Raw genomic sequence first — 25,969 nt, 5'->3', positions numbered from 1 at the left:
TGGGGTACGAGGAGAGACAAACATGGCATTCGACGCAATTTTCGAGCCGATCGAGATCGGTAAGCTGACTATCCGCAACCGTGTGGTCAGCACCGCTCACGCCGAGGTGCATGCCACCGACGGCGGTATGACTACTGAGCGCTACGTCAGGTACTACGAGGAGAAGGCCAAAGGTGGTTGTGGCCTGTGTATTTGTGGTGGCTCATCGGTGGTCTCCATCGATAGCCCTCAGGGCTGGTGGAGCTCGGTAAACCTGTCTACTGATCGCATTATTCCGCACTTCCAGAATTTGGCCGATGCCGTGCATAAGCATGGCGGCAAGATCATGATCCAGATTACCCATATGGGGCGCCGCTCCCGCTGGGACGGTTTCGACTGGTCGACCCTGGTATCACCCTCCGGTATCCGTGAGCCGGTGCACCGCTCGACCTGTAAGACCATTGAGGAAGAAGAGATCTGGCGTATTGTCGGCGACTTTGCCCAGGCCGCACGCCGGGCTAAGGAAGGGGGCCTCGACGGTGTTGAGCTCTCTGCCGTGCACCAGCATTTGATCGATCAGTTCTGGAGCCCACGGGTCAACAAACGTGAGGACGAGTGGGGCGGTAGCTTCGAGAACCGTATGCGCTTCGGTATGGAAGTGCTTAAAGCCGTACGTGCTGAAGTGGGCGACGACTTCTGTGTCGGCATGCGCATTTGCGGCGACGAGTTCCACCCAGACGGTCTTTCTCACGACGATATGAAGCAGATCGCCGCCTACTACGATGCCACCGGTATGGTGGACTTCTTCGGCGTTATCGGTTCTGGCTGCGACACTCACAACACCCTGGCCAACGTTATCCCTAATATGTCCTACCCGCCGGAGCCTTTCCTACACCTGGCGGCGGGGATCAAGGAAGTGGTGAACGTCCCGGTGATCCACGCCCAGAACATTAAAGACCCCAATCAGGCCCAGCGTATCCTCGAAGGGGGCTACGTCGACCTGGTGGGCATGACCCGAGCACATATTGCCGACCCTCACCTGATCGCCAAGATCAAGATGGGCCAGATTGATCAGATCAAGCAGTGCGTGGGCGCTAACTACTGCATCGACCGCCAGTACCAGGGGCTTGACGTACTGTGCATTCAAAACGCCGCGACATCCCGTGAATACATGGGCCTGCCCCACATCATTGAGAAAACCGAGGGCGCCAAACGCAAAGTCGTCGTAGTAGGCGGTGGCCCCGGCGGTATGGAGGCAGCTAGGGTAGCCGCTGAACGCGGTCACGATGTCACTCTGTTTGAGGCCGCTGACGCCTTGGGCGGGCAGATCACGATTGCCGCCCAGGCCCCACAGCGCGATCAGATCGCTGGTATCACCCGCTGGTACCAGCTAGAACTGGCGCGGCTGAAAGTCGACCTGCGTCTGGGCACCCGCGCCGATGAGGCGACGCTGCTCGATCTGCGCCCGGATATCGTGGTGCTTGCCACCGGTGGCCAGCCCTTCCTTAGCCAGCACCCAGAGTGGGGCTACTCGGAGAATGCCGAGGAGAGCCTGGTGGTCAGCACCTGGGATATTCTCTCAGGCAAAGTGGCGCCAGGTAAGAACGTGCTGATTTATGACGCCATTTGCGAATTCTCCGGCGTCTCGGCGGCGGATTTTCTCGCCGATAAGGGCGCCAAGGTGGAGATCGTCACCGACGATATCAAGCCCGGCGCGGCGGTGGGCGGTACCACCTTCCCCACCTACTACCGCAGCCTCTACGAGAAGGAGGTGATCATGTCCTCCGACCTGATGCTGCATAAGGTTTACCGCGAGGGCGATGGCCTGGTGGCGGTGCTCGAAAATGAGTACACCGGGGCTTTGGAAGAGCGCGTGGTTGATCAGGTAGTGGTCGAGAACGGCGTGCGCCCTGATGAAGCGCTCTACTACGCCCTCAAAGAGCAGTCCCGCAACAGAGGGCAGGTGGATCTGGAAGCACTCTATGCAATCCAGCCGCAGCCTTGTCTGAGCGAGTCAGGAGATGGTTTCCTGCTGTTCCGACTAGGCGACTGCACGGCACCGCGTAATACCCATGCGGCCATCTACGATGCCTTGCGAATCTGCAAGGACTTTTGACCTGAGCGAGAGCCGGGGCGCCGGGGGCAGGCCGTAGCGAGGGTCTTTTGCCAGGGCCGTAAAACAGTTCCATACGTTTACGGCATTTCCGCCATCCATGGCGGTCAGATGGCAAAAGTAGCGCCCAGGGATGGGTTTACAGCGCCCTCGCGTAGGTCTGCCGCCGGAGCAGCGCCGCCGCCAAAGCCAACAAAGATGAGGTGAGCACCATGCTCGAAACGCTCTTGCCGATACTGATTTTTACTGCCCTGGCCCTGGCAGTAATCGGCGCTGTACGCCGTATACGCCTGTGGCGTCAGGGGCGCCCATCGCGGGTGAACCTGTTCAAGGGATTGGTGGCCCTGCCACGCCGCTATTTGGTGGATCTGCACCATGTGGTGGGGCGCGACAAAATGATCTCCAACACCCACGTGGCCACCGCCGGTGGCTTCGTGGCCGCCGCCGTGCTGATGATCCTGGTGCACGGTCTGGGGATCGCCAACCCATTGCTAGGCGGATTACTGCTACTGGCGAGCGCCTCCATGTTCGTTGGTAGCCTCTTCGTGGCACGGCGGCGGCTTAACCCTCCTGCTCGGCTCTCCAAGGGCCCCTGGATGCGCCTGCCCAAGAGTCTGATGGCGTTCTCGATAGGCGTCTTCCTGATCACGCTGCCCACGGTAGGTCTGCTGCCCGAAGGTTTGCTGGAAGGGAGCAGTAGTTGGCTGCTGGCGCTGGTATTAGCGGGCGTCGTGGCCTGGGGTCTGGGGGAAATGTTTTTTGGCATGACCTGGGGCGGGCCTATGAAGCACGCCTTTGCCGGTGCCCTGCATCTCGCTTTCCATCGCCGCGCCGAGCGCTTCTCCACGAAAAAAGGCGGCGCTGGCCGCTCAACGGGCCTCAAGGCGCTCAACCTTGAGGATGAAGCGGCGCCTCTAGGCGTGGAAAAGCCCGCCGACTTTACCTGGAACCAGCTGTTGGGCTTCGACGCCTGCGTGCAGTGCGGTCGCTGCGAGGCGGTGTGCCCGGCATTTGCCGCCGGTCAGCCGCTCAACCCCAAGAAGCTGATCCAGGACATGGTGGTGGGTATGGCCGGGGGCAGCGATGCCGCCTATGCCGGTTCCCCTTACCCTGGCAAGCCGGTAGGTGAGCACGCAGGCTCTCCTCATGGGCCCATCGTGGCGCTGGAAGGAAAAGCGTTGGTCGACGCCGATACGCTCTGGTCGTGTACGACCTGCCGCGCCTGCGTGGAAGAGTGTCCGATGATGATCGAACACGTGGATGCGATTGTCGATATGCGCCGCCACCTGACCCTGGAGCGCGGCAAAACGCCCAATAAAGGTGCCGAGGTGCTCGACAATTTGATCGCCACCGACAATCCCGGTGGTTTCGATCCTGGCTCGCGACTCAACTGGGCGGCGGATCTTAACCTACCGCTCATGTCAGATATTAAGCAGGTCGATGTGCTGCTGTGGCTAGGGGATGGCGCCTTTGATATGCGCAACCAGCGCACCTTGCGCGCACTGGTCAAAGTGCTGCGCGCCGCTGAAGTCGATTTCGCGGTGTTGGGTACCGAAGAGCGCGATAGCGGCGACGTGGCCCGGCGTCTGGGCGATGAGGCGACGTTCCAATCCCTGGCGAAGCGCAATATTGACACCCTGGCCAAGTATCGCTTCCTGCAGATTGTTACCTGCGATCCCCACAGCTTTCATGTGCTGGGCAATGAGTATGGAGAGCTAGGCGGACATTACGAGGTACGTCACCATAGTACCTTTATCGCCGAACTATTTGATGCTGGTCGGTTGACCTTTGCCCCTTGGAAAGGTGGCAGCGTTACCTATCACGACCCGTGTTACCTGGGGCGCTATAACGGTGAATTTGATGCCCCCCGTAACGTGCTTAAGGCGCTGGGCATCGAGGTCAAGGAGATGGAACGCTCCGGCTTCCGCTCGCGCTGCTGCGGCGGTGGCGGCGGGGCACCGATTACCGATATTCCCGGTGAACGGCGGATTCCCGATATGCGCATGAACGATGTCAAGGAGAGCGGTGCTGAGCTGGTGGCGGTGGGCTGCCCGCAGTGTACCGCCATGCTGGAAGGCGTGGTGGATGCCAGCGCCGAAGTGCGCGATATCGCCGAACTGGTGGCCGATGCGCTGGTTGAGCGTTCCGCTGACGATGTGTCCGGCGCATCCCGCCGCACCACTGCATCGACGACTGCTGAAGAGGTGATCGTATGAGTGAAATTATTCGCCGCGACCCACGTCGTGAGTGGATCGCCCGAAACCGTCTGCACCCCGACAACGCCGCCGTGCTGGCCGCCCTGGGTGTAAACAGGGCCGGCGGAGCGGTCAGCGAATGGATGGGCCCCAGCGGCGTGGTGCGCAAAGATCCTCGTGCCGTCGGCTTTATCGGCCCCAATGGCGTCAAACGGATTGATCGTAGTGGCCTCCAGCAAGGGGGGCAGGCCACCGCGGCCACCACGGCGGCCCGCGATAGCCGCCGCACGGTGACCATTGATCAGCCCGCCTTCCTGGTGGCCGTGGTGCCCGACCTGACCGGCGGGCGTCTCTCCGGGCATGACAAGGATCTGCTGGGCCTGGCCCGGCGCGTGGCGGATGCCGACGCCGAACAGCCCGGCGCCGTGGTGGCGATCCTGTTTGGTGAGCATAAGGAAGAAGCGCTGGGCGAAGCCGGTATCGATCGCGTCGTGCATCTTGATGATGAGTTTTACGCAGGGTTTGCGCCTGAAGCGCGTCTGGCGGCTTTAAGCGCCGTCGAGCGGGAGATGACGCCGCGCTTCTGGCTATTGCCAGACTCACCCCTGGGCGGAGCCGATCTGGGGCGGCGGCTTGCCTTACGTCTGGGTGAACGCGCTGCCACTGGGGTGTGGCAGGTGGAAGCGGATAATGAGGCCTCTTTGGGTTGGCGCTGTACGGCCCGTGGCGGCGCTGGGAGCCTGGATATCCAGCGCCCTCTGCCGCGGGTTGCCCTGGCGCTGGCCGAGTGCGCCGAACCGGTGGATGAGACCCGGCATGCGGCCGAGCACCTGACTCTGACAGCGTCAATTCCCACCACTCTATCGCGCATTGAAGACCTGGGACAGGTGGCGGTGGATCCCGCCGGCGTGGCGCTGGCCGAGGCTGAGTTCATCCTCTCCGGTGGCAACGGCGTCAAGCAGTGGGACGCCTTCCACCATGCTGCGAAAGTCCTCGGCGCTACCGAAGGGGCCTCGCGTGTCGCGGTAGACGACGGCTTTATGGCCCGCGATCGCCAGGTGGGCGCTACCGGCACCTGGGTAACCGCCCGAGTTTATATGGCGGTGGGTATTTCAGGCGCTATCCAGCACCTGCAGGGCATTCAGCGCTGCGACAAGGTGGTGGCGATCAATCTCGATCCGGGGTGCGACATCATCAAGCGTGCCGACCTGGCGGTGATTGGTGACAGCACGCAAATTCTGGCCGCGCTAGTGGCCATGGTGGAACAGCAGCGGGGAGGGCAGCGCGATGCAGCCTGATCTACACCAAAAGCAACAACAGGGAATCGACGTGGCGGTGCTGGTCTCCATCGGCCGTCACCCTACCACCGGCCGTGCGAGGCGTGCTGAACAGGACGCACGGGGCCTGGAGCTTGCGCTGGCCATAGAGGCCGAGCTGCCGGGCACCCGGATCAGCATGCTCCACGCGGGTTCCCAGGACGATAGCAGCGAAGCGGCTCTGCGCGGCTACCTGGGCATGGGGCTCGAGTCCATGACCCTGCTCGAACAGCCCGAGGGCAGCGATGCCATTCTGCCCCTGGTAGAACATTTAGCCGCTACCTCGCCTCAGCTCGTGATCACCGGCGCCCGGGCAGAGCGCGGTGAAGGCTCTGGGCTTTTGCCCTATGCGTTAGCAGAGCATCTCGGTTGGCCATTGGTTAATAGTTTGGCGTCGGTAGAAAAGGTGGAAAATGGCGTGGTAACGCTGCTTCAGGCGTTGCCAAGGGGTCAGCGTCGCCGTCTCAAGGTGCGCCTGCCCGCCATCATTAGCGTGGATGAGGCAGCGCCGGTGGCGCGCCAGAGTGCCTTCGGCCCGGCGCGCCGGGCCACCTTTGCGATCACGACCACTACCTCCGAAGCCGACAGCGAGCTGGCCCAGTGGCATCTGGCCCCTGCACGTAAACGGCCTAAGCGTCTGAAAATCGTTAAAGCTGCGTCAGCCAGGGATCGCTTCAAGGCGGCAGCTTCCAAGTCGGAGGGCAAAGGCGGGCAGGTGCTCACCGACGTTACCCCCGAACAGGGCGCCGAGGCGATCTACAAGCTGCTCAAGGAAGAGGATGTGCTGCGCTGAACCAGCCTGTGCATCACGCCGCTAACCATCACTCAAGCCCACCTTTTTCAGGTGGGTTTTTCTATTGACCGGTAAAGCCCGGATAAAGCCGCAGGCGCTGCCTTTCCAGACGCAAGCCTATCCAGGCATGCACTACCAGCACCAGGATAACCACACCACCACCGAGTAGTGTCGAGGTCGTGGGTGTCTCCGCTAACAACCACCACACCCACAGCGTGCCCAATGCGGTTTCGACCAAATAAAACAGCGCCACCTCAGTAGACGGCAGGTAGCGGGTGGCGCTGTTGATCAGCACCGTGGCCAAGGGCATCTGCACCAGCCCCATCAGCGCCATTACGCCATAACGCTGGGCATCCAGCTCCAGCGGCGAGGCCATGGGCAGGGCAACCGCCGCCGAGAGCAACCCACCACCGGCAATCACCGTCATAGGATCAATCGCTGGATAGCGGCGCAGCAGGGTCAGGTTGCCGCCGATAGCTGCCGCGGCCGCCAAGGCATAAAGATTACCTACCAGCATCCCCATGGCCCCCTCGCCCATAAACACCAAACCCATGCCCAGCATGCAGACAGCAATGGCCACCAGGGTTCGCAGCGCGACTTTTTCGCCCAGGAAAATCCGTGAAAACAGCGCGGCAAACAGCGGCGCTGTACTTAGGATTACCACCACATTGGCCACGTTGGCGTTCATGACCGCCAGCACAAACAGGCTGGATATCAGGCCCAGCAGCAGCGCCGATGCCAGTGAGGAGAACGGGTTGCTGCTCAGTGTCACCAGCCGTTTGCCCGCCCAGCATAAAAGTCCCAGCACGCAGAACATCAATAAACCGCGCCAGAACACGATGGTCCAACCGTCGGCGCGCGCTAGGCGGATCAGCAAACCGTCAAAGCTGAGAAACACGACGCCCAGAACCACCATGAGCAGACCGCGCTGGTAAGGGCTTGACTGCATTGTCTTACTCCCGGTTGACACAAAAGAAAACCGCCCGCCGAATAGGCGGGCGGTTTAGAGTTGATTAGCTAGCGATTTTGGGCACCGCGTTGATCTGCTGCCACTCCTTGTGAAGCCCTTTGTAGAGGCTGAAACACATCAGCAAGAGAACCAACGTAAAGGGCAGTCCCGTAGCCACTGCGCCCGCCTGCAGTGCGCTAAGTGCGGTGCTTCCGCCGCCATACAGCAGCACGCCGGCAATCACGCCTTCAAGTGTTGCCCAGAATACCCGCTGGCTCTTGGGAGCATCGGTCTTGCCACCTGCGGTGATGTTGTCGATGACCAGCGAGCCGGAGTCTGACGAGGTAATAAAGAACACCAGCACCAGAATAATCGCCAGCGTCGACGTGATGCTGGTCAGGGGCAGCTGTTCCAGCATATGGAACATGGCAAGCGAAACGTCGCCAATGCCGTTAGCCAGTTCTCCTACGCCGTTTGCAGCCTGGAAAAGTGCCGTGCCGCCAAAGGCGCTCATCCACACCAGAGTGACCACTGTGGGTACCAGCAGCACCGCGATCAGGAACTCACGCACCGTGCGTCCCCGGGAAACGCGGGCAATGAACATGCCGACGAACGGAGACCAGGAGATCCACCAAGCCCAATAGAAGACGGTCCAGCCGTGGTACCAGGTGTCGTCCTCGCGGCCAATCCAGTTCGACAGCGGCAGCAGGTGGCTCACGTAGTCCAGCGCCGTGGTGCCAATTCCCGTCAGAATCATCAGGGTCGGCCCCGCCACAACCACAAACAGCAGCAGCGCCGCCGCGATGACCATGTTGATATTCGAGAACAGCTTAACGCCACCGTCGATACCCCGCCATACCGAGATCAGCGCAATTACCGTGACCACCACGATAATTGCCAGCTGGGTACCGATGGTATTAGGGACATCGAACAGATAGGCGAGGCCGCCAGCTGCCTGGGTAGCGCCAAACCCGAGTGAGGTAGCCAAGCCAAAAATGGTGGCCAGTACGGCAAGAATATCGATGATATGACCTGCCCAGCCACGCGTTCGCTCGCCTAGGATGGGGTAGAAAGCGGAGCGAAGCGTCAGCGGCAAGCCCTTGTTATAGGAAAAGAAGGCCAGCGAGAGTGCCACCACGCCATAAATGGCCCAGGGGTGCAGACCCCAGTGGAACATCGTCGCCCCCATGGCGGCGCTGGCGCCCTCCGGCGTCCCAGCCGGTACATTCAAGGGCGTTCCATACCAGTCGGTGTAGTAGGCTACGGGCTCAGCAACGCTCCAGAACATCAAACCGATGCCCATGCCCGCCGCAAACAGCATGGCAAACCAGGAGGTGCGCGAGTATTCCGGCTTTGCATCTTTGCCGCCTAGTCGAATCCGCCCGAGTGGCAGGCAGATCAGTACAAGGCAAAAGACCACAAAAATATTGCCAGCAATCATAAACAGCCAGTCGAAGTGTTCGATCGACCAGTTTTTGGCAAGCCCTAGGTGAGTATTAGCAGCATCTGGATAGACCAGCGCGTAGATAATAAACAGTAAGATGGCTAGAGCGGAAAGCGGAAAAACGGGGTTATGAAAGTCCAACCCCAATATCTGGGTATTGTCCTGTCCAGGCGACAGAACCGGGTCGTCATTGTTTTTCATTGGGTTTCCTTGGTGGCTCTTGTTAGATGTCGGCGTTGCATTACATTGCCGACGCTATGAATTGTTGGGCCTGTCGCAAAAGGGGAGTGTCGTGAAAGCGACCTCTATCTATTCATCTTGGCTAGGATGTCTTGAATAGATATGTGAGTGCCTTTTTGGGGTAAGTCCCAAGGCGCGGAGGGGATAGGGTGGGATAGCGCAATCAACCATCATGAACAGAACAATAAGCCACAGGAGCCAGCCATGAATGCAGCCAACCGCGGAGTGGTCTACAAGGGGCCGGGAGAGGTCGCCGTTGAGTCCATTGCCTATCCTGAACTCGCCCTCGGCAATCGCAAGTGCGATCACGGCGTGATTCTCAAGGTAGTTACCACTAACATCTGTGGCAGCGACCAGCATATGGTACGCGGCCGCACTACTGCACCATCGGGCCTGGTGCTTGGTCACGAAATCACCGGCCTGGTCGTCGAGTGCGGTCGCGACGTCGAGTTTATTCAACCCGGCGACCTGGTTTCTGTGCCGTTCAACATTGCCTGCGGTCGCTGCCGCAACTGTAAAGAAGGCCGCACCGGTATCTGCCTCAACGTCAATCCCGCCCGTCCTGGCGCCGCCTACGGCTACGTGGATATGGGCGGCTGGGTAGGCGGCCAGACCGAATATGTCATGGTTCCCTATGCCGACTTTAACCTGCTGAAGTTCCCGGATGCCGATCAGGCCATGGAGAAGATCAAGGATCTGACCCTGCTCTCCGATATCTTCCCCACGGGGTTCCACGGCTGCGTGACTGCCGGTGTTGGCCCCGGCAGCACTGTCTATATTGCCGGTGCTGGCCCCGTAGGTCTGGCGGCTGCGGTTTCCGCTCAGCTGCTGGGGGCGGCCTGTGTGATCGTCGGCGATATGGTCGAAGAGCGTCTGGCCCAGGCGCGCAGCTTTGGTTGTGAGACCATCGACCTGACCCAGGACGGCGATATGGCCGACAAGATCGAGGTGATCCTCGGCGAGCGTGAGGTCGATGCCTTTGTCGACTGCGTCGGCTTCGAGGCTCACGCCTGTGGCTGCAATCACGGTAAGGAAGCGCCCGCCACGGTACTCAATTCAGCGATGTCTTTGACCCGCGCGGGTGGGCAGATCGGCATTCCGGGCCTCTATGTGACCGAAGACCCAGGTGCGGAGGATGAGGCCGCTAAGCAGGGGTCTCTGAGCATGCGCTTTGGTCTGGGTTGGGCCAAGTCTCACAGCTTCCATACTGGACAGTGCCCGGTGATGAAGTACCATCGTCCGTTGATGCAGGCAATCCTGTTTGGCAAGGTCAATATTGCCGATGCGGTGAATGTCCAGATGATTACTCTGGATCAGGCACCCCAGGGCTATGCCGACTTCGATGGCGGCGCTGCTAAGAAATTCGTCATTGACCCCCATGGCAGCGTGGCTTAATAGCTTATTTAAGAAGTACTGCGTAAGTAAGTACTGAGCAACAAGGCCTGAGTAACAAGCCCTGACCCCTGGCTTAGGGCAGGTTAGTGCGACCCTAGACGGCGCCCCGCGGGGTGCCGTTTTTGTTCATTCGGTATAAAACCGATCAAGATAATAATGAGTACCCCATGACCGTCCAGACCGTGACCCCCAAGCGCCGCTTTCGCGGCAAGCCCCGCGGCCGTGATCTCGATCCCAGTCTTCTTGAGGGGTTGCGTGAACTGCTGGGCGACGAACGACAGAACGCCACGCTGCGCCGCCGCGACCTACTCATTGAACATTTACACAACATTCAGGACACCCGAGGCCATCTACTGCTGGCGGATTTGCGAGCCCTGGCGGCTTACATGAACTTGCCCATGGCGACCGTCTACGAAACGGCCACTTTCTATGCCCACTTTGACGTCGTCCACGACGATCAGCTGCCGCCGCCGGCAGTGACCATTCGCGTTTGCGACTCCCTCACCTGCCAGTTGGCCGGTGCTGAGGCGCTTAAGGCACAGCTTGAAGCGAACGTGGATATCGAGCAGGTACGGGTGTTGAGGGCGCCCTGCATGGGGCGCTGCGACACGGCGCCGGTAGTCGAAGTAGGCCACCACCATGTGCCGTTCGCCACCCAGGCGCAGATCGCGTCGGTGATCGAAAAGGGCCACTTTCACCCGGATCCCGTCGACTGGCAGCGATTGGATGACTATCGCCGCGAGGGCGGTATGGCGTTGCTCCAGGCCTGTCGCGACGGCAGCGTTACAGTAGAAGCGTTGATGGAAGCGATGCAGCAGGCCAATCTGCGCGGCTTGGGGGGCGCGGGTTTCCCTACCTTCAAAAAATGGTATTTCGTGCGCCAGGAGGCCGGCCCCCGCTACTGCGCTATCAACGCCGACGAAGGCGAGCCCGGTACCTTCAAGGATCGCTATTACCTGGAGCGCTCACCGCACCAGTTTCTTGAAGGGGCCTTGGTCAGTGCCTGGGCGGTAGACGCCGAGGCGCTGTATATCTACCTACGCGATGAGTACCCAGCGTTACATAGCGTGGTGCGCGAGGCGATTGGCGAGCTTGAAGCCGCGGGCCTGGTGACGCCGGGTTACATCGTGCTGCGCCGCGGCGCGGGGGCTTATATCTGCGGCGAAGAGTCGGCGATGATCGAGTCCCTGGAAGGCAAGCCGGGCAAGCCCCGCCATCGTCCTCCGTTTGTGGCTCAGAAGGGGCTCTTTGACCGCCCAACGCTGGTCAATAACGTCGAGACCGTCTACTGGATCCCGATGATCTGGCAGCGCGGCGCTGAGGCTTTCTCCAGTCAGGGGCGCCACGGCCGCGTAGGGCTGCGCAGTTTCTCGGTGTCGGGCCGGGTTAAGCGCCCAGGCGTGTATTTAGCGCCTGCGGGGATTACGCTCAGCGAATTGGTTGACGAGTATTGTGGCGGCATGGCTGACGGCCACCGACTAGCGGCGTATCTGCCCGGCGGTGCCTCGGGTGGCATTCTGCCGGCGGCCAAGGCCAATATCCCCCTCGACTTTGACACCCTTCAGGAGCACGGCTGTTTTATCGGTTCCGCGGCGGTAATCGTACTCTCCGATCAGGACGATCTGCGCGGGGTCGCGACCAATCTGCTGGCGTTCTTCGCTGACGAGTCCTGTGGGCAATGCACACCCTGCCGGGTGGGCACGGAAAAAATGCTCTCCCTGCTTGAGCGCAACGAATGGGATGCTGGGCTGATGACGCAGCTTTCCCAGGTAATGATCGATGCCTCCATTTGCGGGCTCGGCCAGGCGGCGCCTAACCCGGTGCTGGGGCTGCTCAAGGATTTTCGCGGCGAACTTGCCGCCCAGAACGTCATCGTCAAGGGATAAAGGAGGCCAGCATGAGCGAACAGAACGCAAACAACCGCTTTACCCTGACGCTGGACGGCGTTGAAATCAGCGCTTACCCCGGTGAAAGCCTCTGGCAGGTAGCCAAGCGCGCCGGCGAGACCATTCCCCACCTGTGCTTCAAGGATGCCAGCGGCTACCGCGCCGACGGCAACTGCCGCGCCTGTATGGTGGAAATCGAGGGCGAGCGGGCGTTAGCCGCCAGCTGTCTGCGCGAAGCGGCCCCCGGTATGGTGGTCAAGAGCGCCAACTCCGAACGCGCGCACACCGCTCGCAAGATGGTCATGGAAATGCTGGTGGTCGATCAGCCCGAGCGGGAAGCGAGCCCCGACAGCTCAAGCCATTTCTGGGCCATGGCTGACCAGCTCGCCATTGATGCCACGGCGGTGCGCCGCAAGCTGCCCAGGCGCGAAGAGCGTGAGGCGCCCACCGTGCACCATGTGGCGTCCCGGGCGGATAGCATGGCGCAGGACAGCAGCCACTCGGCCATGCGCGTCAATCTTGACGCCTGCATCGAGTGCAACCTGTGTGTGCGCGCCTGTCGCGAAGTACAGGTTAACGACGTGATTGGCTTGGCTCACCGGGGGGCGGCGTCCAAGATCGTGTTTGATTTCGACGACCCTATGGGGGATAGCACCTGCGTGGCCTGTGGCGAGTGCGTTCAGGCCTGCCCCACCGGCGCCCTGATGCCCGCTACCCTGGTCGATCAGGCGGGCCACGGCGATTCTGCCGTCGCCGACCGTAAGGTCGACTCGGTATGCCCCTACTGCGGGGTTGGCTGTCAGCTCACCTACCATATCAAGGACGATGAGATCCTTTATGTGGAGGGCCGCGACGGCCCCTCTAACGAGAACCGGCTATGCGTTAAAGGCCGCTTCGGCTATGACTATCCGCGCCATCCATCCCGGCTTGTTACTCCGCTGATTCGTCGCGAGGGTGTCGCAAAAGGAATCGACCCGGACTTCGACCCAGCCAAGCCCTTGACGCATTTCCGCGAGGCGAGCTGGGACGAAGCCCTGGAGGCTGCCGCCAGCGGGCTTGTGAACCTTAAAGCGGCCCATGGCCCTGATGCCCTGGCGGGGTTCGGCAGCGCCAAGTGTTCCAACGAAGAGGCGTGGCTGTTCCAGAAGCTGGTGCGTACCGGCTTTGGCTCCAACCATGTGGATCACTGTACCCGCTTATGCCACGCAAGCTCCGTGGCGGCACTCATGGAGTGTATTGGTTCAGGCTCGGTAACCGCCTCCTTTATGCAGGCCAGCCAGGCCGACGTGGTGATTCTTACCGGCTGTAATCCCGCGGTAAACCATCCGGTGGCGGCCACCTTCTTTAAACAGGCCGCCAAACGCGGTACCAAGATAGTGATTCTCGACCCCCGTGGTCAGTCGCTGGATGCCTATGCCCACCTGAGCGTGCGCTTTTCACCCGGCGCCGATGTGGCGCTGTTTAATGCCATTCTCAATGTGATCATCAGCGAAGAGCTTTATGACACGGCCTATATCGCCGAGCATACCGAAGGCTTTGAGGCATTGAAGACGCATACTGTGGACATGACCCCCGAAGCGATGAGCGGCCTGTGCGGCGTTGAGCCCGAGACCATTCGCGAAGTGGCCAGGCTATATGCCAACGCCGAGCGGGCAATGATTTTCTGGGGCATGGGCATTTCCCAGCACACCCACGGTACCGATAACGCCCGCTGCCTGATCTCGCTGGCCTTGGCCTGCGGCCAGACCGGTCGCCCTGGCACCGGCCTGCACCCTTTGCGGGGGCAGAACAACGTTCAAGGGGCTTCTGATGCCGGCCTGATTCCCATGGTCATGCCCGACTACCAGCCGGTCAATGATGATCAGGTTCGTGCGGCGTTCGAAGAGCTGTGGAATACCAAACTGGATCCCACGCCGGGTCTCACCGTGGTGGAAATCATGGATGCCATCACCGCGGGCACCATTCGCGGCATGTATATCCAGGGCGAAAACCCGGCGATGTCCGACCCGGATCTGGCCCATGCCCGGGCCGCCCTGGCCAAGCTGGAACATCTGGTGGTGCAGGATCTGTTTGTCACGGAGACTGCCCAGTTTGCCGATGTCATCCTGCCTGCATCCGCCTGGCCTGAGAAAAACGGCACCGTCACCAACACCAATCGGCAAGTGCAGATGGGACGTGCGGCGTTGCCGCTACCGGGCCAGGCCAAGCCGGACTGGTGGATTATCCAGGAAATCGCCAAACGCTTTGGCCTGGACTGGAATTACCAGCATCCACGGGACGTCTTCGCCGAGATGAAACAAGGCATGGCCTCTCTCGACCATATTTCCTGGGAGCGTTTGGAGCGCGAGCAGTCGGTGACCTATCCCTGCCCAGCGGAGGACGCACCTGGGCACGACGTGGTCTTCAGCGAGGCCTTCCCAACCGTCAGTGGTCGTGCGAAGTTCGCGCCTACGCGCCCGCTGCCACCGGATGAGCCGGTAGATAACGACTATCCTACGGTGCTGACCACCGGTCGCCAGCTGGAGCACTGGCACACGGGTTCCATGACCCGCCGTGCCAAAGTGCTCGATGACCTGGAGCCGGAAGCCGTGGCGAGCCTGGCGCCCGCTGAGTTTATCCGACTGGGTATCGCCCCGGGCGATGATCTGACCATTGCCACCCGGCGAGGATCCATCACCCTCAAGGCGAGAACCGACCCGGGAATGCCCGAAGGCATGGTTTTCGTGCCCTTCTGTTACGGCGAAGCGGCGGCGAATCTACTCACCAATCCGGCGCTGGATCCGTTCGGGAAAATTCCCGAGTTCAAGTACGCCGCCTGCCGACTGAGCCGCTCGGACGTGGCCTGATCGATCACGACTCCCCACCCCTGCCCATGGAGGAAGATTCCATGGGCATTTTTATTTCCAGGCATGGTCAAACCGCTTCCCTAGTTGACGTTGCTGCGCTTGTGACAGGTTGATATTCAACGCTAATTGTCCCCTCAAAAATTGTAATGCGATGTAATCTCGCCTTATGGTCGTTACCAAGCATTAGTAAAAAAATATAAATCAACAGAGTTCCAAAGGGTGCGTGGGGCAGGTATGTGGAGTCGCGCACTGACCTTGGCGCAACGGAACTTTTAACGGGGAATGTGCATGAACGAGACCCTTGCAGACGCTGGGGAGGCGAGTGCGGCAACCACGGAAGAGCCGTCGAGTTTTGCCCGCTTCGTCAATGTCCAGAAGAGCTATGACGGTGTCGAACTGGTCGTCAAGGACTTCAATCTTGATATCCGAAAGGGTGAATTCGTCACCCTGCTGGGGCCTTCGGGCTCCGGAAAGACCACCTGCCTGATGATGATGGCAGGCTTCGAAACCCCTACCCACGGCGAGATTCTGCTCAAAGACGAGCCGATCAGTGGCTTGCCGCCGCACAAGCGCGGCATTGGCATGGTCTTTCAAAACTATGCGCTGTTCCCGCACATGACGGTGGCCGAGAACCTTGCTTTCCCGCTCGAGGTGCGCCACCTCAGCAAGGCGGAGATCAAGGAAAAAGTCGCCAATGCACTGGCCATGGTGCGCCTTGAAGAGTTTGGTGACCGCCGCCCTGCGCAGCTCTCCGGCGGCCAGCAGCAGCGCGTGGCATTGGCCAGGGCGTTGGTGTTCGAGCCTGAGCTGGTGTTGATGGATGAGCCGCTGGGCGCGCTGGACAAGAATCTTCGCGAAGAGATGCAGTACGAGATCAAGCGCATTCACGCCCGCCTCGGGGTGACCATGATCTACGTCACCCACGACCAGACCGAGGCACTGACCATGTCCGACCGCATAGCGGTCTTCAACGACGGCATTGTGCAGCAGTTGGCCTCACCGGATGAACTCTACGAACGACCGGAAAATGCCTTCGTGGCGTATTTCATCGGTGAGAACAATCGGCTGGTTGGCGAGGTCATCGAGCGCATCGGCGATAATTGCAAGGTGCGACTCGACAGCGGCGACACCGTGATTGCTAAACCGGTGGCGGTGAGCGGCGTGGGCTCGCGGACGACGCTATCGCTGCGTCCCGAGCGGGTCAGCATTATGCGCAACGACGCCGAAGAGCAATTCGATAACCAGTTCACCGCCACGGTGCAAGAGGTCATCTACCTTGGCGACCACCTGCGCACGCGCCTTTCGGTGTGCGGCAATGATGAATTTATTCTCAAGACGCCCAATGCCCAAGGGTTTGGCGTTATGCGTCCTGGCCAGCACATTCAGGTTGGCTGGTCGAGTTCCGATTGCCGCGCGCTGGATGCATGAGCAGGACGGCAGTCAAGTACGCCGTTTATCGGCACCTCATGGTGTCGGCGGCGATGGCAACAATAAACGGAGAATTATTATGAAAATCAACATCAGCAATCGCATTGTCAAGACAGGTGTCGCTGCCCTGGGGGTCTCGGCACTGGCCGTGGCGGTCAGCGCCCATGCCCAGCAGACGCTCAACATTGTGTCCTGGGGCGGTGCTTACAGCATGAGCCAGCACGAGGCCTACGATAAGCCGTGGATGGAGAAGACCGGCGACGAGATCGTCAATATCGACCGCAGCGGTAATGCCCTGGCCGGACTGCGCGCGCAATCCCAGGCCGGCAACGTGACCTGGGATCTGGTCGACATGCTCCCCGCCGATGCCATGATCGCCTGTGCCGAAGGTCTTATCGAGCCGCTCGACCATGATGAACTGCTGGCCGACGCGCCGGATGGCACGCCGCCCAGCGAGGACTTCGTCGACGGTGCCTTGGGTGACTGCTTCGTGGCCTCTATCGTCTATTCCAATATCGTCGCCTTCAACAGCGAGATGTTCCCCGAGGACGATCAGCCCAGCACCATCGAGGATGTCTTCGACCTGGAAAACTATCCCGGCAAGCGGGCCCTGCTGCGCAAGCCGATCAACAACATGGAATGGGCCTTGATCGCCGATGGCGTCGATCGTGATGAGGTCTACGCCATGCTTGAGACCGAAGAAGGCGTGCAGCGTGCCTTCGCCAAGCTGGATACCATCAAGGATGAAGTCATCTGGTGGGAAGAGGGTGCCCAACCGCCTCAGCTGCTAGCCGATCAGGAAGTCGCCTTTGCCTCTGCCTACAATGGCCGTATCTTCAATGCCATGGTCACCGAAGACCAGCCCTTTGAGATCATTTGGGATGCGCAGGTGTTCGAGCTGGATGGCTGGGTTGTGCCCACCGGCAAGCTCGACAAGGTGAAGGATTACCTGCATTTCGCCACCGATACCCAGCGCCTTGCTGATCAGGCTCAGTACATCTCCTATGGCCCGGCGCGCAAGTCTTCCTCTGAGCTGGTGTCCACCCATGCCGAAACCGGTATCGAGATGACGCCGCACATGCCGACCTACGGGCCGAACTTCGAAACGGCACTGCAGAAAGACGACCTGTTCTGGGCCGACTACAACGATGAGCTGACCCAGCGCTTCAACGCCTGGCTGTCCCAGTAAGGCGCTGCCGCCGCCCGGTGACCATCGGGCGGCGGCCTGCCGATAGCCGACCGTTGCTGGTCGCTTCTTTCGCCTGACGGAGATACCTACGTGTCCGAACCGCCTGCCGCTCCTCTGACAACGGCCGATGGTGTGCCGCTCAAGGTCAGTCTGCGTCGTACCGTGCGACGCTCGAAAATCAAGGCGCTGTTGCTGGTGGCGCCGCTACTGGTATTCCTGTTTATCGCCTTTCTGATGCCCTTGTTCGAAATGCTTTGGCGCAGTGTCGATAACCCGGAAGTGTCTACCCATTTGTCCCGCACCGTTTCCGCGCTGGAAGGCTGGAACGGTGAGTCGTTACCCGATGAAGCCGTCTTTGCCGCCTTGGCCGAGGATCTCCGCGAAGGCCAGCAGGAACGCAATCTGGGGCTTCTGTCCAGCCGACTGAACTACGAAAAGTCGGGCATGCGTTCGACCATCAGCCGCACGGCGCGCCGCGTCGGCACACTGGAGCCGCCCTATCGTGAGTCGCTCATTGAGGTCAACGATACCTGGGGAGAGCTCGATACCTGGAAGCTGATCCAGCGCGAGGCGTCTCCTTACACGGTGTCGTATTATCTGGCGGCGATGGATCGCCAGTTGAGCCCGGACGGCGAGATCGTCAAGGTGCCGGAATATATGCAGATTCACGCCACGCTGTTTTGGCGAACGCTGTGGATGAGCGCCGTCATCACGGGGCTGACGCTGGTGCTCGGCTTTCCGGTGGCCTTCCTGCTGGCGAATCTGCCGATGCGTCACTCCAACCTGCTGATGATTCTGGTGCTGCTGCCGTTCTGGACCTCGCTGCTGGTGCGCACCACCACCTGGATCGCCATCCTGCAGTCCCAGGGCGTGCTCAATGACGTCATGGTGGCCCTCGGTGTGATCGCCGATGAGGCTCGCTGGCAGATGATCCACAACAAGATGGGCACGATCATTGCCATGACGCATATTCTGCTGCCTTTTATGATTCTGCCGCTCTACTCGGTGATGAAGACCATCCCCCCCAGCTACATGCGGGCCGCACGCTCGTTGGGCGGCAAGCCGTTTCTGAGCTTCCGCCGGGTCTATTTCCCGCTGACGATTCCGGGTATTGCCGCCGGTGGCATTCTGGTGTTCATCCTGTCAATCGGTTACTACATTACGCCGGCGCTGGTGGGCGGGCAATCGGGGCGCTTCATCACTAATTACATCGCCTACCATATGCAGACATCGCTCAACTGGGGGCTGGCGGCCGCGATTGCCTCCATCCTGCTGTTCGTGGTGATTATCTGTTATCTGGTGTTCAATCGTCTGATCGGCGTCGACAAGGTCAAGCTGGGGTAAATCATGGCCATTCCTTCCTACGCCACCCGTGGCGAGCGCATCTGGCACTATGTCTTTCTGGTTATCTGCGGCCTGGTCTTCCTGTTCCTGATCGGGCCGCTACTGGTGATCATACCGCTGTCCTTCAATGCGGAGCCCTACTTCACCTTCAGCAAGGAAATGCTGACCTTCGACCCGGCCGGTTATTCGTTGCGCTGGTATCAGGATTTCTTTACCTCGAGCGAGTGGCTCAATGCCATCAAGAACAGCTTCATCATCGGCATCGCGTCGACGTTTCTGGCCACGGTGCTGGGGACGGTGGCGGCGCTGGGATTGTCGAGTCGGCATATGCCTGCGCGTGGCGCGATCATGGCGCTGTTGATTTCGCCGATGATCGTGCCGTTGATCATTTCCGCAGCGGCGATGTTCTTCTTCTTTTCCAAGGTCAATCTCGCCCAGACCTACGTGGGCGTGATCCTGGCGCATACGGCGCTCGGCATTCCCTTCGTGGTCATCACCGTGACGGCCACGCTATCGAGCTTCGACACCACGCTGATCCGAGCCGCGCACAGCCTCGGCGCCAATCCCACGCGAACCTTCTTCAAGGTGGTGCTGCCACTGGTCACACCGGGAGTGGTGTCGGGGGCGTTGTTTGCCTTCATTACGTCCTTCGACGAGGTGGTGGTGGTGCTGTTCATTGCGGGGCCCGAACAGCGCACCATGCCGATCCAGATGTGGTCGGGCATTCGCGAGCAGATCAGCCCGACGATCCTTGCCGTGGCCACCCTGCTGGTACTGCTGTCGATGCTGCTGCTCACCACCCTTGAGCTGTTACGCCGTCGCGGCGAGCGACTTCGGGGAGTCACTCCCGGGTAAGCCCAGACAGCGTTGATACCGTGTTGGTTTGATGAGAAAACTAAATGTCTTTAACCAACCTGAGCGCGTCGTAGATGGCCGCGTGGGTGTTCCGAGACTCGACGGCATCGCCGATCCGGAAGAGCTGGAAGCGGCCATCCGGGTTGCTAGTCACGCTCTGGGGGGCGCCCACGATCAGGTCATCGTAATTCACCTCGCCGCGGTTGCTGGAGTGCGGTTTTAGCTCGAAATAGATATCGGCCATCGGTGTGATGCCGTAGTTGACGACCACTTGGTCGATACGCCGCTCATGATCCATATCCTGCCGGTCATGAACCACATAATCGCTGGTGATTCCGGCGAGCAGTTGGCTACCGTCGCGCTGCACGGACTTCAGCCGGTAAGTCGGCGTGAAGGTGACGTTGGAGCGCTGCAGGGAGCGCATGTAGGGCACTAGGTTCATGGCCATAATCTCTGCGGAGAAGGTGCGATCCGGCGTCATAATCTCGAGCTCGGCCCCCGCGGCGGCAATGATCTCTGCCGCCTGCAGGGCTGCATGGTCGCCTGCATCGTCGAACAGCAATACCCGTTTGCCCGGTGGTACGTGCCCGGAAAGAATATCCCAGGTATTGACGACTAAGTCGCTGCCGACCGTGGGTTGATCTTCCATGGGGTAGCCACCGGTGGCCACGATCACCACATCCGGTTTTTCGGCGAGCACGTCCTCGGCCTCGGCCCAGACGTTGTAGCGGATCTCGACGCCGAGTGCCTCACAGCGCGCCAGGCGCCAATCGATGATGCCCAGCATCTCGCGACGTCGCTCACTCTGCGCCGTAAGACGTACCTGCCCTCCAGCATCGCTGGCGGCTTCGAATACCACCACCGAATGGCCACGCTCACCGGCAACACGAGCGGCTTCCAACCCCGCTGGCCCTGCGCCGATAATGATGACTCGCCGTTGCTGTGCCGCCTTGGGAATGGTGTGGGGCATGGTGGTTTCGCGCCCGGTGGCGGCGTTATGGATGCAGTAGGCGGCACCGCCTTGATAGATGCGATCAAGGCAGTAGTTGGCGCCAACGCAGGGACGGATCTCTTCCTCCCGTCCTTCGGCGATCTTGCGCACAATGTGCGGGTCGGCCATGTGGGCACGGGTCATGCCGATCATGTCGACCTTGCCTGAGGCGATGGCATAACGGGCAGTGGCGACATCCTGGATTTTGGCGCCATGGAAGGTGGGGAAGTCGATCTCGCGGCGTATTTCTCCGGCAAAATCCAGGTGTGGGGCGCTGGGCATCCCTTGGATGGGAATCACGTCGGTGAGCCCTGCGTCGGTGTCGATGTGGCCGCGAACCACGTTGAGGAAATCGACCAGGCCGCTACCCTTCAAGCGCCGTGATATCTCCATCCCATCGCCGGAGGTCAGCCCGCCCGGCAGCATCTCGTCGCCGGTGTAGCGCACGCCGACGATGAACGCCTCGCCGACCCGCTGGCGAATGGCGCGCAGCACTTCGAAGGTGAAGCGCAGCCGGTTGTCGAGATCGCCACCGTAGGGTGCCTCTAGGGTGTTGGTCAGCGGCGACCAGAACTGATCCATCAGGTGGCCATAGGCCTGTAACTCGATGCCATCGAGACCGGCGGCGTGCATTCGCTCGGCGGTATCGGCGTAGTCGCGGATCAGGCGCTCGATATCCCAATCCTCGACCTGCTTGGGAAAAGCGCGGTGGGACGCCTCACGACGATGCGAAGGCGACACCGCTGGCAGCCAGTCGCCCTTGTCCCAACGGGTGCGCCGGCCCAGGTGGGTGAGCTGGATCATCACTGCGGTGCCGTGCTCGTGACAGGCGTCGGTCAGCTCACGCATCCAGGGCACTACTTCATCCTTATAGGCGAGGATGTTGTTGAACACAGGAGGGCTGTCCTTGGCCACCGCCGCGGATCCGGCAGTCATGGTCAGGCCAAGGCCTGCCTTGGCGCGCTCGACGTGGTAGGCACGGTAGAGTGCCTTGGGCATCCCATTCTCAGGATAAGCAGGCTCATGGGCTGTCATCATCAGCCTGTTTTTCAGGGTGAGATGTTTGAGCTGGAAGGGCTGCAGCAGCGGATCGTTAACCATGGGTAACGCTCTATTTTATTGTGTATTTAATAAATCTAGGCGCTACTGTTCATTGTTGTCAATTAAATGTTCAGTGATGTACATTACGAGGCGAGCATGTTTAACCGCTGGTACGGCTGGGAGGTAGGTGGTGTTAGCCGATCAGGCTTGCTGTGGGCTAGTAAGTGCCGGTAGGAGAATAATATCCATGGCGGGCATGGAAGCGTTGCAATTCTCTGGAACCAGGCGGCTGGCCGGTGAAGATTTCGACATAGGCGGGGATGCGCTGCATGCGCACTTCGAGCGGTTCCTGGGTCTTCATCGAGATATAGCCGATCTGGGTTAGGTAGATGGTGCGACCACGAACGTTGGCCGCCAGCGGATCATAGCCGTAACGCTGGAACATTCGCGCCAGTGCTTCGATACGGGTGGCATCAGCCGCATCGATTTCACTCACGACTGACGCTGACTGGAGCGCCCAGCTGCGCATGGCGAACTCTAGGGGGGAGTCGAACAGTTTAGGATCCAGCCAGCAGTCGAAGACATTGAGCATCGCCTCGACGATATTCTCGGCATAGGCTTCGGTCTGATGCACTAGCCCTTGGGTATTCTTTTCACGCCAGCGTGCAATCAGTGCCTCCAGTAGGGCCTCGCGATCCTTGAAGAACCAGTAGAAACTGGTTCGAGAGAGCTTTAGTCGCTTGGCCAGGGAAAGAATGCGCACGCTATCGACGCCCGATTCCAGTAGCAGCTCAAACGCCGCATCAAGCCAGACGTCTTGAGAACCCTTGGCAGCGGGAATATCGGTGGATGGCATTGAGGCAGGTCTCTAAGAATAGTCTAGGTATAGTGTGGCAAAGTGTACACAGGTGTCTCTTATGTGTACACTTTGCAGCTACTATGGTTAAGTCCTAGTGACGGTAAGCGTCGCTGCCTTGATCTTTCAAGTTTTAACCTTGCGCTAACTGTAGCGAAGGGGTGTCTTGTCCTAAATTCTCAAGCATCCGGGCGGCGTACCAATCGATAAAGTCGATAACACCGAACTCATAGGTTTCAGAGTAAGGGCCGGGCTGGTAAGCCTTGGAGTTAATGCCACGCTGGTTCTCTTCGGCGAGTTGGCGATCCTGGTCGTTGGTCGCATCCCACACCCGGCGTAGTTGGTCGGGATCGTAGTCAACGCCCTCTACGGCATCTTTATGAACCAGCCACTTGGTGGTCACCACGGTTTGCTGCGGGCCAAGCGGTAGAACGCGAAATACCACCGCGTGATCGCCCATGAAGTGATTCCATGAATTGGGCAGATGCAGGATGCGCAGAGAGCCCATGTCGGGGCTTGTTAATCGACCCATTAGCTTCTTGCAGCCGGGTTTACCGTCCATTGTCATGGAGACAATGCCATCCAGCAGCGGCGTGCGGGTCAGGCGGTTGCGTTTGCCAAAGCGCTTCAACTGATAGGGAACTTTTTCCTCATCCCAATCTGCTTGTTTGCATGCCACCAGTTCCTTGTAGGCGGGCGTTGCACGCGGATCCTCAGTGTCATCAAACTCTTGCAATGAATTCAGCAGCTCAGGGTGCGCGCCGTTGCAGTGATAGCACTCGCGGTTGTTTTCGATCACGAGCTTCCAGTTGGCTTGCTCGACGATACTGGATTCGACGGCGACCTTAACGTTGTCCATCTGGTACGGCTCAAGGTAATGCTCAAGCGTTTGCAGAAAATCATCAATCGCGGGCGGTTCATCGCTCAGGTTGATAAAGATGAAGCCGCCGGCGGTGCGCACGTTGACCGGCTTGAGGCCAAACTGGTTGAGGTCGAAGTCAGTGCCCATGTCGCTGCCGGCAAACAGCAAGCGACCATCAAGTTCGTAGGTCCACTGGTGATACGGACAGACGAGTTTTGCAACTTTACCCTTATCCTTTACACAAAGACGCGAACCGCGGTGGCGGCAAACATTGTGAAATGCATGAATAACGCCTTCATTGCCGCGCACAATGACGATGGGATTGTTGCCAATATCCAATGTCATGAAGTTACCCTTGGTAGGGATCTCGCATGTCATGCCGGCAAACAGCCACTCCTTTTCGAAGACCTCTTGCATATCAAGAGCGAACAGACGGGCATCGTTATAAAACGGCTGCGGAAGCGAAAAGGTGCGCCCCCGTGTTTGCAACATCTGGGCCGTTGACTCACGAGCTGCTGCAAGTGGGTCGTCCATCATAGTGAAAGTACTTTTTTCCATACCAGTATCCTCGTAAACCACCGCTTCCCCCTCAAGGGCTGCGATACGGCCGTTAGTCAAGATTTCTTATCTTGTTGTTCTGTTGCGTAACCTGGCGTTTTATTCAAATGTGGTCTGACGTCAGGGAGAGATTGTGTTGCAGGCTAGCCCCTGCCAGTTATCTACCCGCGACATTAGGTGGCGTAGTGGCGACTCAAAAAGAGGTTTCTAAACGATAAAGAGTGGCACGAGGTAAGTGCGAGTCGCTGTCAGGTAAGTCGGCTAAGAGGCGCGTCCTCAAAATGCAGCTCAAAGGTGCTGGCCGTACAGCAAATACGGCTCGGTGATGAATAGTGATGAAGGCTGGTCAGGCAGAGGCGATAATGACAACTAATTTCTTCAATCCGGTCACGACCCAAACCTGGACCAACGGCCGCCATCAGGTACGTTGCGTTAAGGTAATCCAGGAAACCCAGGATGTACGCACGTTCTGTTTTATGGCTGAGCAACCTGTGCTGTTCTTCTTCAAGCCCGGTCAGTTCGTGACCCTCGAGCTTGAGATCGATAATCAGCCGATCATGCGCTCCTATACGATTTCCAGCTCGCCCTCCATTCCTTACAGCTTTTCCATCACCGTTAAACAAGTACCGGGCGGTAAAGTCTCTAATTGGCTGCACGCAAATTTAAAAGTAGGTGATGAGCTGGTAGTGCACGGGCCGGTAGGCAATTTCAACTCTATCGATTTCCCTGCCGAAAAAGTGCTTTTTCTCTCTGGCGGTGTGGGCATTACCCCCTTGATGTCCATGACACGCTGGCTTTTTGATACCAACGCCGCTGTTGACGTTGAGTTCATCCATAGCGCTCGAGCCCCCCGTGATGTGATTTATCACCGCGAGCTGGTGCATATGTTTTCGCGCATTCCTGAGTTCAAGCTGCATATCATCTGCGAGAGCAAGGAAGATATTGGCGAGGCCTGGGCCGGCTACCGTGGCTATCTGACCCAGCCGCTGTTCGAGCTCATTGTGCCGGACTTTATGGAGAGGGAAATCTTCTGCTGCGGCCCGACCCCCTACATGAACGCCATCAAAAATATTCTTCGTGCCAACAACTTCAATATGGATCACTACCATGAAGAGTCGTTTGGCGCTACGCCGGTTGAGGTACGTGAAGATGTACTTGAGCTGGCCGAACAGGCAGAGGTCGACGCCGAAAATGTCGATGTCAGCGATCTGCACAGCATCGAATTCGCCTCTTCAGGGAAAAGTGTGCGTATCCAGCCGGGTGAGACGGTTCATGCGGCGGCGGCCAAGCTGGGGCTGCATATTCCCAAGGCTTGTGGTATGGGAATTTGCGGTACTTGCCGGGTAGAGCTTAAGTCGGGTGAAGTGGAAATGGAACATAACGGCGGTATTACGGAGGAGGATGTTGAAGAAGGCTACATTCTGTCCTGCTGCAGTCGGCCGAAAGGAGATCTGGTCGTCGATTTCTAGCCCATACAAGCATCTAACTGCTGAGTTATAAGCGCCCTAAACGGTTACTCGTCCGTCTAGGGCGCTTTGCTTTTTTGGCAGCGTCAGGCGTGGTATCGGCTAAATGTTGCCGATGTCGCAAATACATCGCGTGGTGACGTCGGCAAGCATCTTGGGCCCGGACTCCAACGATAGTATCGCGGTAAGAACGCGTTGATAGGGACTTTGGTTGAAAGCGACC

17 protein-coding genes are annotated in these 25,969 nt (G+C 59.4%); 12 read left to right on the top strand and 5 right to left on the bottom strand.

Going from position 1 to position 25,969, the window contains the following annotated elements:
- The first annotated feature begins 22 nt into the window (after positions 1 to 22).
- The 4 genes from dgcA (at position 23) to KF947_RS09025 (ending at position 6,396) form a co-directional block, all read left to right on the top strand.
- Complete coding sequence (gene dgcA, locus KF947_RS09040) at positions 23 to 2,095, top strand: dimethylglycine demethylation protein DgcA (RefSeq protein ID WP_227406023.1); 2,073 nt, start codon at positions 23 to 25, stop codon at positions 2,093 to 2,095.
- A gap of 209 nt (positions 2,096 to 2,304) precedes the next feature.
- The gene (locus KF947_RS09035; RefSeq protein ID WP_227406022.1) at positions 2,305 to 4,308 is read left to right on the top strand and encodes a (Fe-S)-binding protein; all 2,004 of its coding nucleotides are present in this window, start codon (positions 2,305 to 2,307) and stop codon (positions 4,306 to 4,308) included.
- Positions 4,305 to 5,585 carry an electron transfer flavoprotein subunit alpha/FixB family protein gene (locus KF947_RS09030; RefSeq protein WP_227406021.1) on the top strand — a complete coding sequence of 427 codons (1,281 nt, stop codon included), beginning with the start codon at positions 4,305 to 4,307 and terminating at the stop codon, positions 5,583 to 5,585. Before KF947_RS09035 ends, KF947_RS09030 begins: the two co-directional genes overlap by 4 nt.
- The gene (locus KF947_RS09025) at positions 5,575 to 6,396 is read left to right on the top strand and encodes an electron transfer flavoprotein subunit beta (protein ID WP_223288558.1); all 822 of its coding nucleotides are present in this window, start codon (positions 5,575 to 5,577) and stop codon (positions 6,394 to 6,396) included. The genes KF947_RS09030 and KF947_RS09025 overlap by 11 nt, the downstream gene beginning before the upstream one ends.
- 61 nt (positions 6,397 to 6,457) lie before the next feature.
- Here the strand turns inward: KF947_RS09025 and KF947_RS09020 are convergent, their stop codons facing one another.
- Together KF947_RS09020 and KF947_RS09015 are read right to left on the bottom strand one after the other, a co-directional pair.
- Entirely contained in the window at positions 6,458 to 7,345 is an 888-nt protein-coding gene (locus tag KF947_RS09020; protein ID WP_227406020.1) for a DMT family transporter, read from the bottom strand.
- Between the two features lie 64 nt (positions 7,346 to 7,409).
- Positions 7,410 to 8,990, bottom strand: a complete 1,581-nt coding sequence (locus tag KF947_RS09015; protein ID WP_227406019.1) for a BCCT family transporter — start codon at positions 8,988 to 8,990, stop codon at positions 7,410 to 7,412.
- Positions 8,991 to 9,233: 243 nt separating this feature from the next.
- On the opposite strand from KF947_RS09015, the gene fdhA reads away from it, so the two are divergent.
- The 7 genes from fdhA (at position 9,234) to KF947_RS08980 (ending at position 19,972) form a co-directional block, all read left to right on the top strand.
- Positions 9,234 to 10,424 carry a formaldehyde dehydrogenase, glutathione-independent gene (fdhA, locus tag KF947_RS09010; RefSeq protein WP_133732018.1) on the top strand — a complete coding sequence of 397 codons (1,191 nt, stop codon included), beginning with the start codon at positions 9,234 to 9,236 and terminating at the stop codon, positions 10,422 to 10,424.
- A gap of 167 nt (positions 10,425 to 10,591) precedes the next feature.
- The gene (locus KF947_RS09005) at positions 10,592 to 12,310 is read left to right on the top strand and encodes an NAD(P)H-dependent oxidoreductase subunit E (protein WP_133732019.1); all 1,719 of its coding nucleotides are present in this window, start codon (positions 10,592 to 10,594) and stop codon (positions 12,308 to 12,310) included.
- Positions 12,311 to 12,321: 11 nt separating this feature from the next.
- A complete protein-coding gene (fdhF, locus tag KF947_RS09000; RefSeq protein WP_223288555.1) occupies positions 12,322 to 15,156 on the top strand; it encodes a formate dehydrogenase subunit alpha in 2,835 nt (944 codons plus the stop codon).
- 288 nt (positions 15,157 to 15,444) lie between these two features.
- Positions 15,445 to 16,584, top strand: coding sequence for an ABC transporter ATP-binding protein (locus tag KF947_RS08995; RefSeq protein ID WP_133732021.1), 1,140 nt, complete (start codon positions 15,445 to 15,447; stop codon positions 16,582 to 16,584).
- Between the two features lie 79 nt (positions 16,585 to 16,663).
- Positions 16,664 to 17,773, top strand: coding sequence for an extracellular solute-binding protein (locus KF947_RS08990; RefSeq protein ID WP_133732022.1), 1,110 nt, complete (start codon positions 16,664 to 16,666; stop codon positions 17,771 to 17,773).
- A 90-nt stretch (positions 17,774 to 17,863) separates the two neighbouring features.
- Positions 17,864 to 19,117, top strand: coding sequence for an ABC transporter permease (locus tag KF947_RS08985; protein ID WP_227406018.1), 1,254 nt, complete (start codon positions 17,864 to 17,866; stop codon positions 19,115 to 19,117).
- A 3-nt stretch (positions 19,118 to 19,120) separates the two neighbouring features.
- Entirely contained in the window at positions 19,121 to 19,972 is an 852-nt protein-coding gene (locus KF947_RS08980; RefSeq protein ID WP_133732023.1) for an ABC transporter permease, read from the top strand.
- A gap of 40 nt (positions 19,973 to 20,012) precedes the next feature.
- Here KF947_RS08980 and KF947_RS08975 read toward each other — a convergent pair whose 3' ends face one another.
- The 3 genes from KF947_RS08975 to KF947_RS08965 form a co-directional block, all read right to left on the bottom strand.
- The gene (locus KF947_RS08975; protein ID WP_227406017.1) at positions 20,013 to 22,064 is read right to left on the bottom strand and encodes an NADH:flavin oxidoreductase; all 2,052 of its coding nucleotides are present in this window, start codon (positions 22,062 to 22,064) and stop codon (positions 20,013 to 20,015) included.
- 157 nt (positions 22,065 to 22,221) lie between these two features.
- Positions 22,222 to 22,860 carry a TetR/AcrR family transcriptional regulator gene (locus KF947_RS08970; protein WP_027958318.1) on the bottom strand — a complete coding sequence of 213 codons (639 nt, stop codon included), beginning with the start codon at positions 22,858 to 22,860 and terminating at the stop codon, positions 22,222 to 22,224.
- Positions 22,861 to 22,993: 133 nt separating this feature from the next.
- Entirely contained in the window at positions 22,994 to 24,280 is a 1,287-nt protein-coding gene (locus KF947_RS08965; RefSeq protein WP_133732025.1) for an aromatic ring-hydroxylating oxygenase subunit alpha, read from the bottom strand.
- A 362-nt stretch (positions 24,281 to 24,642) separates the two neighbouring features.
- On the opposite strand from KF947_RS08965, the gene KF947_RS08960 reads away from it, so the two are divergent.
- The gene (locus KF947_RS08960; protein WP_223288551.1) at positions 24,643 to 25,749 is read left to right on the top strand and encodes a hybrid-cluster NAD(P)-dependent oxidoreductase; all 1,107 of its coding nucleotides are present in this window, start codon (positions 24,643 to 24,645) and stop codon (positions 25,747 to 25,749) included.
- The last annotated feature ends 220 nt before the right edge of the window (positions 25,750 to 25,969 follow it).

This window comes from Halomonas sp. FeN2 (assembly GCF_020595105.1).
Classification (GTDB): Bacteria; Pseudomonadota; Gammaproteobacteria; order Pseudomonadales; family Halomonadaceae; genus Vreelandella; species Vreelandella neptunia.
The sequence above is the reverse complement of the archived record's forward strand: the minus strand, read 5'-3'. Positions and strand labels throughout refer to the sequence as shown.